General features: G+C 60.2%; 13 protein-coding genes. 6 read left to right on the top strand and 7 right to left on the bottom strand.

From position 1 onward, the window contains the following. Nucleotides 1–56: 56 nt before the first annotated feature. The 5 genes from phrB to AAEZ09_RS14935 form a co-directional block, all read right to left on the bottom strand. Nucleotides 57–1502: a deoxyribodipyrimidine photo-lyase gene (phrB, locus tag AAEZ09_RS14955; RefSeq protein ID WP_350599876.1), complete on the bottom strand. Its 1446-nt coding sequence runs from the start codon at nucleotides 1500–1502 to the stop codon at nucleotides 57–59. A 20-nt stretch (nucleotides 1503–1522) separates the two neighbouring features. Then, nucleotides 1523–2464: a MerR family transcriptional regulator gene (locus AAEZ09_RS14950; protein ID WP_045059234.1), complete on the bottom strand. Its 942-nt coding sequence runs from the start codon at nucleotides 2462–2464 to the stop codon at nucleotides 1523–1525. After that, a complete protein-coding gene (locus AAEZ09_RS14945; RefSeq protein WP_045059235.1) occupies nucleotides 2464–3423 on the bottom strand; it encodes a YbgA family protein in 960 nt (319 codons plus the stop codon). Before AAEZ09_RS14945 ends, AAEZ09_RS14950 begins: the two co-directional genes overlap by 1 nt. A 273-nt stretch (nucleotides 3424–3696) precedes the next feature. Next, nucleotides 3697–3912: a TIGR02450 family Trp-rich protein gene (locus AAEZ09_RS14940; RefSeq protein ID WP_045059236.1), complete on the bottom strand. Its 216-nt coding sequence runs from the start codon at nucleotides 3910–3912 to the stop codon at nucleotides 3697–3699. Next, complete coding sequence (locus AAEZ09_RS14935) at nucleotides 3909–4895, bottom strand: NAD(P)/FAD-dependent oxidoreductase (protein WP_045059237.1); 987 nt, start codon at nucleotides 4893–4895, stop codon at nucleotides 3909–3911. Before AAEZ09_RS14935 ends, AAEZ09_RS14940 begins: the two co-directional genes overlap by 4 nt. A gap of 195 nt (nucleotides 4896–5090) precedes the next feature. Here AAEZ09_RS14935 and AAEZ09_RS14930 point away from each other — a divergent pair, with 195 nt between their 5' ends. Together AAEZ09_RS14930 and hemH are read left to right on the top strand one after the other, a co-directional pair. Beyond that, on the top strand, nucleotides 5091–5993 hold the full coding sequence (locus AAEZ09_RS14930) for a TIGR01777 family oxidoreductase (RefSeq protein WP_045059238.1): 903 nt from the start codon (nucleotides 5091–5093) through the stop codon (nucleotides 5991–5993). A 13-nt stretch (nucleotides 5994–6006) separates the two neighbouring features. Further along, nucleotides 6007–7032 carry a ferrochelatase gene (hemH, locus tag AAEZ09_RS14925; protein WP_205891596.1) on the top strand — a complete coding sequence of 342 codons (1026 nt, stop codon included), beginning with the start codon at nucleotides 6007–6009 and terminating at the stop codon, nucleotides 7030–7032. Nucleotides 7033–7146: 114 nt separating this feature from the next. Here the strand turns inward: hemH and AAEZ09_RS14920 are convergent, their stop codons facing one another. Both AAEZ09_RS14920 and upp read right to left on the bottom strand, forming a co-directional pair. Next, nucleotides 7147–8421: a uracil-xanthine permease family protein gene (locus tag AAEZ09_RS14920; RefSeq protein WP_045059240.1), complete on the bottom strand. Its 1275-nt coding sequence runs from the start codon at nucleotides 8419–8421 to the stop codon at nucleotides 7147–7149. Between the two features lie 2 nt (nucleotides 8422–8423). Beyond that, a complete protein-coding gene (gene upp, locus AAEZ09_RS14915) occupies nucleotides 8424–9062 on the bottom strand; it encodes a uracil phosphoribosyltransferase (RefSeq protein WP_045059241.1) in 639 nt (212 codons plus the stop codon). A gap of 163 nt (nucleotides 9063–9225) precedes the next feature. Between upp and AAEZ09_RS14910 the strand changes: the two genes are divergently transcribed. The 4 genes from AAEZ09_RS14910 (at nucleotide 9226) to AAEZ09_RS14895 (ending at nucleotide 11249) form a co-directional block, all read left to right on the top strand. Beyond that, nucleotides 9226–9783: a hypoxanthine-guanine phosphoribosyltransferase gene (locus tag AAEZ09_RS14910; RefSeq protein WP_007905841.1), complete on the top strand. Its 558-nt coding sequence runs from the start codon at nucleotides 9226–9228 to the stop codon at nucleotides 9781–9783. A gap of 3 nt (nucleotides 9784–9786) precedes the next feature. Further along, a complete protein-coding gene (locus AAEZ09_RS14905; RefSeq protein WP_045059242.1) occupies nucleotides 9787–10260 on the top strand; it encodes a WbuC family cupin fold metalloprotein in 474 nt (157 codons plus the stop codon). A gap of 152 nt (nucleotides 10261–10412) precedes the next feature. Then, nucleotides 10413–10898 (top strand): hypothetical protein, encoded by a 486-nt coding sequence (locus AAEZ09_RS14900; protein ID WP_205891598.1) that lies wholly within the window; start codon nucleotides 10413–10415, stop codon nucleotides 10896–10898. A gap of 63 nt (nucleotides 10899–10961) precedes the next feature. After that, nucleotides 10962–11249: a PA4642 family protein gene (locus tag AAEZ09_RS14895; RefSeq protein WP_045059244.1), complete on the top strand. Its 288-nt coding sequence runs from the start codon at nucleotides 10962–10964 to the stop codon at nucleotides 11247–11249. Nucleotides 11250–11287: the final 38 nt, after the last annotated feature.

Below are 11287 nucleotides of genomic sequence, written 5' to 3'. Positions count from 1 at the left end.
GCAGCCCGGCGATCACCGGGCCCAGTGCAAACTGTGTGGCAAGGCTCACTGCTACATCATGCATGGCCGCCTCCTGCGTCCTGCCTCGACGGCAGGTTCTTGAATGCAGCCAGCGCCCGTTGGCGCGAGGTGCTCAAATTGACGATCGGCGATGGATAGTCGGCAACGCCGAACAGCCCACCAAGATCGGCCGGGTTGTGCACTTCCTTTTTATTCAACCCATTCAGTTCCGGTACCCACTGCTTGATGAACAGGCCTTCAGTGTCGAATTTTTCCGACTGGCTCAGCGGATTGAAGATGCGGAAATAGGGGGCGGAGTCGGTGCCGGTGGAGGAACTCCACTGCCAGCCACCGTTATTCGCCGCCAGGTCGCCGTCGATCAGATGGCGCATGAAGAAGCGCTCGCCTTCACGCCAGTCGATCAGCAAGTTCTTGGTCAGAAACATGGCCACTACCATGCGCAGCCGGTTGTGCATCCAGCCGGTTTCAAGCAACTGGCGCATGGCGGCATCTATGATCGGCAAACCGGTGCGTGCCTCCTGCCAGGCGAGTAGCTCTTCAGGCGCGTCGCGCCAGGCCAGGGCCTCGGTCTCCGGGCGGAACGCCCGGTGGCGAGAGACCCGCGGGTAGCCGACCAGAATATGTTTGTAGAACTCGCGCCACAGCAGTTCATTGATCCAGGTGACTGCCCCGACCTTGCCGCTCTCGAATTCGCCTTGATTGCTTTGCAGGGCCGCGTGCAGGCATTGGCGCGGGGAGATCACGCCGGCTGCCAGGTAGGCCGACAGCTGGCTGGTACCGGGTTTGGCAGGGAAGTCCCGCTCGCTTTTGTAGTAGTCGATCTGGGCATCGACGAAGGCGTCCAGGCGGCGCCGGGCTTCGGCTTCACCCGCCGGCCAAAACGAACGCAAGTGTTCGCCAGGCGCTTCGAAGCCTTCTACCTGGGCCGGGACTTTGTCGCTCTCGATGTCCAGCGCGGTTTGTGGCGCGGGTGCCGGTACTTGGCCCGGCAATGAGCGGTGCAGGCGTTCGTAGCAGACCTTGCGGAACTGGCTGAAGACCTGGAAGTAAGTACCGGTCTTGGTCAGCACGCTGCCTGGCTTGAAGAACAGTTGGTCGAGATAGCTATGCCAACCGATGTTTTTGGCCTCGAGCGCCTCGGCCACCGCAGCGTCTCGAGCGGTTTCGTTGACGCCGTACTCCTCGTTGACGTGTACCGCTTCGATCTGCAGTTGCTGGCACAGCTCGAGCAGCACTTGTGGCGCTTGATGCCAGTGGGTGGCGGTACGGATCAGCAGGGGTATGTTCAGTTCGCCCAGCGAGTGGCTGAGCACGGCCAGGTTGCGCAGCCAGAAATCCACCTTGCACGCGGCATCGTCGTGCTCCAGCCATTGCTGCGGGCTCAGCAGGTAGACGGCCACGCACGGGCCACGGCCAGCAGCGGCCGAGAGCGCAGTGTTGTCGTGCAGGCGCAGGTCGCTGCGCAGCCAGATCAGTTGCATGCGGGTGTCCGTTGAGCTCATCAGATGACCCCCCGCAGGACCAGTTCCTGGTGCGCCGACAAGGGATCTTCGGCCAGGAACAGCTCGGGAATACCGGAGGTTTTTGCGGACAACTCGACGTGGTGAATGCAGACGGTCGGTCCGGCAATCAATTTTGGGCAACCGATGCCATTCAAAAGTTTCGGTAGCTGACCCAGGTTCATCGCTTTACTGGAATACAGCAGCACGCCACGGGCTTGCAGGTGTTCAACCGCCAGGGCCAGCTCCCCGTTCGGTAGCGGCCAGTCGAACACTTCGACGGGGCAGTCGGCGCTGCTGATGAGCCAGGCGGTCAGCCACAGGTGCGGTTCCAGTGGCAGGTCTGACTGATTGACCAGCAGCACAGGTGCGCTGCGTAATTGCCGGTTGTTGTGGTAAATGCGCGCGCCGAACTTGCTGCGTAACCAGGAGTAAAGGAAACCTCGCTCCATCTGCGCGCCAAATTGGCCCTGCCAGCGTTGTTCCAGCTCCTTGAGCAGCGGCAGCAACAGCTGCTCGCACAAGGTTCGCGGTGGGTACAGCGCCATCGCCTGATTGACGGCGTCGTCGAGGGCACGTTCATTCAGTCCGGTGACTGCCAGCAGCAAGGTCTGGCGCAGCACATGCCAATCGTTTTCGATCGGTTCGCTGGTGACTTGTGGAGTGTCGAGCAATTGCTTGACCTGGCTGACAGCCACGCCACGATTGAGCCAGGTGAGGATGGTCAGGATACGTTGCACATGTTCAGCCGAGAACAGCCGATGCCCCTTGGGCGTGCGCTGCGGCACGATCAAACCGTAACGCCGTTCCCAGGCTCGCAAGGTCACGGCATTCACGCCGGTTTGCCGAGCCACTTCACGGATCGGCAGCCAGCCTTCGTCCAGGGCTTTCTTGAAATCGTCGCCGAGGTCTTCGCTGGCGCTGGTGTCGAGTGGGTTAGTCATTAAATCGCATTTCGCAGGCTGAGGTTTTCCGGGTGCGGTTGCAGGTAAACCTGTTGCGCGATGTAAGGGTCCGGGTGTTGGCGGAAGTGGTGCTTGAGCAGGGTCATGGGCACCACCAATGGCACGATGCCGTGGCGGTATTGGCCAATAACGTGCTGCATTTCCTGTTTGTCTTCGGCACTTATCGCCTGTTTGAGATAACCGCTGATGTGCTGCAAGACATTGCTGTGGGTGCGCCGCGTGGCGCATTTTTTCAAGGCTGCCATCAGCTCGCTGAAATAGCGCGGGCCGATGGTGTCGGGCTCTGTCTGACCCATGGTGCCCAGCAGGTTGCCCAGGGTTTTGTACTGCACCGGGTTATGAGCCATCAGCTGGTATTTGTAGCGTGAGTGGAATTCGGTGAGGCCGCGACGGCTCAGCCCTTCGCGCAGTAATTGTTGCCAGGCGCTATAGGCGAACACCCGAGTCAGGAAGTTTTCCCGCAGTACCGGATCGTTGAGCCGGCCGTCTTCTTCCACCGGCAAGTCCGGATGACGCTCGCAAAAGGCCTGGGCATAGATGCCGCGTCCGCCGCCGTCTACCGGTGCACCGTTGGCATGGTAGACCTTGACCCGGTCAAGGCCGCAGGAAGGCGACTTCTGCATGAAGATGTAGCCACAGATATCGCCCAGTTCAGCGGCCATTTGTTCGCCATAGGCGGCCAGCGGCTCAGTGACATTGAGGTCCGGGTTGACCGTGCCGACCGCTTGAGGATGTTCAGGGTCGCCAATCAGGCGAATCGGTTGGCGCGGGATACCCAGGCCTATCGCCACTTCAGGGCAGACCGGTACAAACTCGAAGTAATCGGTGAGAGTGCGACTGCACAGCCGCGATTCCTTGTGTCCGCCGTTGAAGCGAACTTCGGCGCCCATCAGGCAGGCGCTGATGGCAATTTTCGGTTTCACGGCGGAGTTGGACATCAGGGCACCTCGAATCCAGACCTGTACAAACCCGAAGATATGTACAACATGACTTCATCATAGATTCGAAGCTGTACAAGTCAAATCATTTGTACAGGTTTTGTGAGGAGCTTGTGCATGCCCTGCCGGCGGGGGTTGCCACGGGCGGCGTTTAGACTGCCAGGACTCTGCAGGAGCGAGCTTGATCACGAGGGTGGTGAACGAGGACGTGGGGAATCTGGATGAACGCGACGTCTGGGATTTCTTCGCGAGCAAGCTCGCGCCTGCCGGTGGTTAATTCCAGCCCAACTTCCAGGCGTCGCTGTTTTTCAGGGCTTGCCAATCCATGCGTTGATTGCGTTTGGTTAATACCGCCTGCAACTCAATTTCCAGCACCACACCTTCCTCATCACGGAACAGCTCGGTCACCATAAAGTGTTTTTCGCGGTGTTGCGGTTGGGCTGCTGTCCATTTCGACAGCAGCAGTTTACTTGGGTTGATGCGATTCATTGCAAGTGCTCGTGCAGACGACGGGCAGCTTCCTGGCCGCTGAGCCAGGCGCCTTCGACGCGGCCCGACAGGCACCAGTCGCCACAGGCATAGAGTCCCAGATCGGCGTCAGCCAGGGTGCCCCATTCATGGCTGCTGGCTGGACGGGCGTAGAGCCAGCGGTGGGCCAGGCTGAAGGTGGGCGCCGGCATGGCGCTGTGCAGCAATTCGGCGAATGCGCCGTGCAATTGTTCGATCACGGCTTCCTTGGGCAGGTCGATGTGTTGCCGGCTCCAGGCACTGGTCGCGTGCAGCACCCAAGTGTCGAGCGCGGTGTCACGCCCGGGTTTGCTGCGGTTGCGCGCCAGCCAGTCGAGCGGGCTGTCCTGCACGAAACAACCTTCCATAGGTGTGTCCAGCGGCTGGTCGAACGCCAGTGCGATGGCCCAGGTCGGGTCCATTTTTACCCCGGCGGCGGCACCGGCGAGCTTAGGCGCCGAGGCGAGCAAGGCAGTCGCCTGCGGGGCGGGGGTGGCAATGACCACGTGGCTGAATGGGCCATGGGTAAAGCCTTCGGCGTCCTGCAGGTGCCAGTGCTGTTCACCGCGGTAGACCTCGGTAATCCGGCAACCGAACTGCACTTCCAGGTCGCCCAGCAGGCCGCGAGTGATGGCGCTCATGCGCGGTGTGCCAACCCAACGGGTCTGTTCATCCGGCGAAAGGTTCAGTTGGCCACCGTGGAAGGTGTACAGCTGTGGCGTCCACTCGGCGACCCAACCCTGGGCTTGCCAGCGCTGCACTTCCGTGGAGAAGCGGCGGTCACGGGCAGTGAAATACTGCGCGCCCATGTCCAGAGCCCCCGCATCACTGCGCTTGCTCGACATGCGACCGCCACTGCCGCGGCTTTTATCGAAAAGTTGAACAACATGCCCGAGCTCTGTCAGGGCTTGGGCGGCGGAGAGCCCGGCGATGCCGGTGCCGATGATTGCGATAGGTACAGTCATAGGGGCCTCGTTTACCTTTCTGTACAGACTACGCCGTGGTTTAAACCTGTACAATATTGTTTTTTGGTATAACTTTTAGCGTTCTAGTTCTGACAGGTTGGCCTATTGTTTAAACAGACACTGCCCGATACCAAAGATCCCTGCTTATAAAAATAGACTAGTGAGCAGGATAAAAGGCCACGCGAGGAAGAAGTCATGCACATATTGCTGACCGGCGGTACTGGTTTGATAGGGCGCCAACTCTGCCAACACTGGTTGAGCCAGGGACACACGCTGACCGTCTGGAGCCGCCAACCGGAAAAGGTCGCGAAAATATGCGGCGCCCAGGTCCGTGGAATTGCCCGGCTGGAAGACCTCGGGCAGGCACCTTTGGATGCCATCATCAATCTGGCAGGCGCGCCCATTGCTGATCGACCCTGGACATCCAGACGCAAGGCACTGTTGTGGAGCAGCCGCATCACCCTGACCGAATCCTTGCTGGCCTGGCTGGAAACCCGTGAACAGAAACCGGCGCTGCTGATCTCCGGTTCTGCGGTCGGCTGGTATGGCGACGGAGGCGAGCGCGAGTTGACCGAGGAGTCGGCACCGGTGATTGACGATTTTGCCAGTCAGCTGTGCATCGCCTGGGAAGAAACTGCCCAGCGTGCCGAGGCCTTGGGCCTGCGCGTCATCCTGATCCGCACCGGGTTGGTGTTGTCGGCCGATGGCGGCTTTTTGTCGCGCCTGTTACTGCCTTTCAAACTCGCGATGGGCGGGCCTCTGGGTAATGGTCGGCAGTGGATGCCTTGGATCCATATCAAGGATCAGGTCGGCCTGATTGATTTTCTTCTGCACCAGAACACCACCAGCGGTCCTTATAATGCCTGCGCGCCGAAACCGGTGCGCAACAGCGAATTTGCCAAGACCCTGGGTGCGGTGCTGCATCGTCCAGCGTTCATGCCAATGCCGAGCCTGGCGTTGAAAGTGTGCCTGGGGGAAATGTCCCTGTTGTTGCTGGGTGGCCAGAAGGCCATGCCGGTCCGCTTGCTGGAAGCGGGTTTCACCTTCCAGTTCACCGATTTGCGTGCGGCTTTGGACGACTTGTCCAGCCGCCTTTGAAATAGGACGTTGCATGACCGATCACGCATTGCTTCTGGTCAACCTTGGCTCCCCGGCCTCCACTTCGGTGGCGGATGTGCGCAGTTACCTCAATCAATTTCTGATGGACCCGTATGTAATCGACTTGCCTTGGCCGGTGCGACGCCTGCTGGTCTCGCTGATCCTGATCAAGCGCCCGGAACAGTCGGCGCACGCCTACGCTTCGATCTGGTGGGAGGACGGCTCGCCGCTGGTGGTGCTCAGCCGTCGTCTGCAGCAGGCCATGACTGCGCACTGGACCCAGGGGCCGGTTGAGCTGGCCATGCGTTACGGCGAGCCGTCGATCGAGTCCAAACTGTTGCAGCTGGTTGCCCAGGGCCACAAGCGAATTACCCTCGCACCGCTGTATCCGCAGTTTGCCGATAGCACCGTGACCACGGTGATTGAAGAGGCGCGGCGGGTCGTGCGCGAGCACCAGCTGGATGTGCAGTTCTCGGTGCTGCAGCCTTTTTACGATCAGCCGGAGTACCTCGACGCGCTGGTTGCCAGTGCCAAGCCATACCTGGAGCAGGATTACGATCACCTGTTGTTGAGTTTTCACGGCTTGCCCGAGCGCCACCTGACCAAGCTGGATCCCACGGGGCAGCACTGTTTCAAGAATGAAGACTGCTGCAGAAACGCTTCGCCAGAAGTGTTGGCCACCTGTTATCGGGCCCAATGCCTGCGCAGCGCGTCGGAGTTCGCCAAACGGATGGGGCTGCCGGACGGCAAGTGGTCGGTGTCATTCCAGTCGCGCCTGGGTCGGGCGAAGTGGATCGAACCGTACACCGAAGCCCGCCTTGATGAGTTGGCCGGAATGGGGGTTAAGAAGGTGCTGGTGATGTGTCCGGCGTTTGTCGCCGATTGCATCGAGACCCTGGAAGAGATCGGCGACCGCGGGCTGGAGCAGTTCCGTGAAGCGGGGGGAGAGGAGTTGGTGTTGGTGCCGTGCCTGAACGATGACCCGCAGTGGGCTAAGGCGTTGAGCACGTTGTGCGAGCGAGCGCCTTTGGCGCTGTAAAAGCATCGCGGGCAAGCCTAGCTCCCACAGATTTCATGTCAGTGCGCATCCATGTGGTTCGACTGAGGATCTGTAGGGGCAAGGCTTGCCCGCGATGGCGATTTCAAACCTGGCTTACAGCAGAGGCTCATCCGCCTTTTTGTGCTTCCAGCTGTCATTCCCTGGCAGCAGCAAGTTAAGGGCAATGGCCACCACCGCGCACAGCGCAATGCCTTTGAGGCCGAAATCGTCCGGCCCTGTGCCAGTGCCGACCAGCACCCCGCCAATCCCGAATACCAGTGTGACCGACACAATCACCAGGTTGCGCGCTTCGCCCAGATCGATCTTGTGGCGAATCAACGTGTTCATCCCCACTGCCGCGATCGAGCCGAACAACAGGCAGAGAATCCCGCCCATCACCGGTACCGGAATGCTTTGCAGCAGCGCGCCGAATTTGCCGACGAACGCCAGGCTGATGGCGAAGACCGCCGCCCAGGTCATGATCTTCGGGTTGTAGTTCTTGGTCAGCATCACCGCGCCGGTCACTTCGGCATAAGTGGTGTTGGGCGGGCCGCCGAACAGGCCGGCTGCCGTGGTTGCAATGCCGTCACCCAGCAGGGTGCGATGCAGGCCCGGCTTCTTCAGGTAGTCACGACCAGTCACGCTGCCGACTGCAATGACACCGCCGATGTGTTCGATCGCTGGCGCCAGGGCCACCGGGACGATGAACAGGATCGCCTGCCAGTTGAACTCCGGTGCGGTGAAGTGCGGGATCGCGAACCAGGGCGCGGCAGCAATCTTTGCGGTGTCGACCACGCCGAAATAGAACGCCATGGCGAACCCCACCAGCACACCCGAGATGATCGGCACCAGGCGGAAAATGCCTTTGCCGAATACCGCCACGATCAGGGTGGTGAGCAGGGCGGGCATCGAGATCAGCATTGCCGTCTGGTAAGGAATCAGCTCGGCACCGTCGCCGGCCTTGCCCATCGCCATGTTGGCGGCAATCGGCGCCATGGCCAGGCCGATGGAGATGATCACCGGGCCAATCACCACCGGTGGGAGCAGGCGGTCAATGAAGCCGGTGCCCTTGATTTTCACGGCGAGGCCGAGGAAGGTGTAGACAAAACCTGCTGCCATCACGCCGCCCATGGTTGCCGCCAGGCCGAACTGGCCTTTGGCGAGAATGATCGGAGTGATGAAGGCAAAGCTTGACGCCAGGAATACCGGGACCTGACGACCGGTGACGATCTGGAACAGGATCGTCCCCAACCCTGCGGTGAACAGCGCCACGTTAGGGTCCAGACCCGTAATCAAAGGCATCAGAACCAGGGCGCCAAAGGCCACGAACAGCATCTGCGCGCCGGACAGCACCGTGCGCCAGAGCGGATCGTTGAACTCATCCTGCATGCTCAAGCGTCCTTCTGCTTGGTGCCAAAGATCTTGTCACCGGCATCGCCCAGGCCCGGGATGATGTAGCCGTGTTCGTTCAGTCTTTCGTCGATCGAAGCGGTGTAGATGGTCACGTCCGGGTGAGCCTTTTCCACAGCGGCAATGCCTTCGGGCGCCGCAACCAGCACCATGGCGCGAATGTCGCGGCAACCGGCTTTCTTCAGCAGGTCGATGGTCGCAACCATGGAACTGCCGGTGGCCAGCATCGGGTCTATGATCATCGCCAGACGCTCGTTGATCTCCGGAACCAGTTTTTCCAGGTAGGTGTGAGCCTGCAACGTCTGTTCGTTGCGGGCCACGCCCACGGCGCTGACCTTGGCGCCCGGGATCAGGCTGAGTACGCCTTCGAGCATACCGATGCCGGCGCGCAGGATCGGTACCACGGTGATTTTCTTGCCGGCGATTTTCTCGACCGACACGGTGCCGCACCAGCCTTCAATGTCGTAGGCTTCCAGGGGCAGGTCTTTGGTGGCTTCATAGGTCAGCAGGGCACCGACTTCCTGAGCGAGCTCGCGAAAGTTCTTGGTGCTGATGTCTGCACGGCGCATCAGGCCGAGTTTATGACGGATCAGCGGATGGCGGATCTCGAGGATGGGCATGGGAAAAGCTCCGGCGGCGGGCAAAAAAACCGGCTTAGATTAATCTATCCGAGGGTGTTGTCCTATAGACATAGAGTACGTTAGTCCACAAACGCTTGATCTGGCCTGGCTTGATGCGTACCTTTGCCCGCTTTTCCCGAATCCGCCACCCTTGGAGAGCGCCATGTCCGCTGATCTCGAGCATATCCGTCAAATCATGCGAGAGGCTGACTGCCTGTACACCGAAGCTGAAGTCGAGGCGGCCATCGCCCGCGTCGGTGCGCACATCAACGAGCAACTGGCTGAAAGCAATCCTGTGGTGTTTTGCGTGATGAACGGCGGCCTGATTTTCGCCGGCAAGCTGCTCACTCACTTGCAGTTCCCGCTGGAAGCGTCCTACCTGCACGCCACCCGTTATCGCAACGAAACCAGCGGCGGCGATCTGTTCTGGAAAGCCAAGCCGGAAGTGTCGTTCATCGACCGTGACGTGCTGATCATCGACGACATCCTCGATGAAGGTCATACCCTGGGAGCGATCATCGACTTCTGCAAGCACGCCGGTGCGCGCAAGGTGCACACCGCCGTGCTGATCGACAAGGACCACGACCGCAAGGCCCGCCCGGACCTCAAGGCCGATTTCGTCGGCCTGCCGTGCATCGACCGCTACATCTTCGGTTACGGCATGGACTACAAGGGTTACTGGCGCAACGCCAATGGGATTTTTGCCGTCAAGGGGATGTAAGCAATGACCACGCCGAGCTTTCTTGATAACACGCTGTTCGCTGAACTGGCCGAGAAAGCGGCGGCGAATCCGCGCGGGCGCCAGCATCATAACTTTCATCAGATGGAAGATGCCTGCCACCGCATGGCGGTAGGTCTGCAGCCGAGCACATACATTCCGCCTCACCGGCATTTGGGTGACAACAAGGCGGAAACCCTGCTGGTACTCAAGGGGCGTCTCGGGCTGTTGATCTTTGATGAGTCCGGAGCGGTGGTGAGCAAGCGTATCCTCCAGGCGGGTGGCGACAGCATTGGCGTTGACCTGCCCACGGGCGTGTTTCATGGCCTGGTGGTGCTGGAAGCCGACAGCCTGATGTTCGAGTGCAAGGCCGGCCCGTATCGCCCGGTAGGTGAAGGCGAACTCCCGGATTGGGCTCCCCGCGAAGGCGAGCCCGGTGTGGCCGAATACCACGCCTGGATGCGCGCGCAGTTCGATTGATCTTCGATCCCTGTGGGAGCGAGCCTGCTCGCGATAGCGGTGTGTCAGCCGCGAAGATGTCGCCTGGCCTGACGCTATCGCGAGCAGGCTCGCTCCCACAATGAATGATGTTGGCGCATGCTAAAGTGCTGGCCTCTTCTTCGGAGCCCGTCATGAGCCTTTTGATCCGCAGCTGCGCCGTCCTGTTACTGACCGCAAGCCTGCCCCTGGCCGCAGCCCCTGCGCCGATGCACTCGCAGTTCCTGCCCCCCGATGACCTGAACGTGCGTGACGCCGAACCTGATCAACAGCAATTGCTCCAGGTCACCGAGTACTCGGTGGTGGTGGGCAGCCAGCGCCAGTCGAACCAGCAGCCCATTCCCGTCACCTCGCCGCTGATGATCCGCCTCAAGGGCAAGTCCCTGAACAAAGGTGCGACCATCAATCAGGTGCTGGTCAATTTCGACGGCGAAAGCAAAAGCCTGAAGAAGCCGACCTACGACAGCTCAAGCAAGACCCTGACGCTTTTCTACCCGATGGCGCAATACCGGGTGGTGATCGACTTGTTGCGCAACGACACCGTGTATTGCCAGTTCCTCAGCTACGCCAACGGCCACGTTTGGGCCGACCTGCACACGGGCAGCGTTCGTCCGCGTTGAGTACGGCGCCAAGTGAGGGGTAAACTGCCCGCCCCGTGAAATGTCTGCGAGCTGGAGTCGGCAATGCGTAAAGATAAGAAGCAAGTGATTGGTGACGAGATCGGCGATGAGCAGATCAAGTTGTTCCTCGATTTCGAGCCGGTCGACGCCACTTCGCCGTCGCTGCACAAACTGATCAAGGCCTACCGCGGCTTGCGCATCGATGATTTCGAGCGATTCCTGACGTTTTTCGTCGAGGCCGGGCATGACCTCGATGGCAAGGATGAGCAGGGCAATGACTTCGTTGCGGTGATCAAGGATCAGCGCAACGCGGCCGAATACATCGAGCTGATCAAAAAAGCTCGCGGTTAAGATCTTTTACCAACAAAAAACGCCCCAATGGGGCGTTT

The sequence above is a fragment of the Pseudomonas sp. 65/3-MNA-CIBAN-0223 genome (assembly GCF_040310425.1).
Classification (GTDB): domain Bacteria; phylum Pseudomonadota; class Gammaproteobacteria; order Pseudomonadales; family Pseudomonadaceae; genus Aquipseudomonas; species Aquipseudomonas gregormendelii.
Note: the sequence above shows the minus strand (reverse complement) of the source record. Positions and strands in the feature narration are given on the sequence as shown.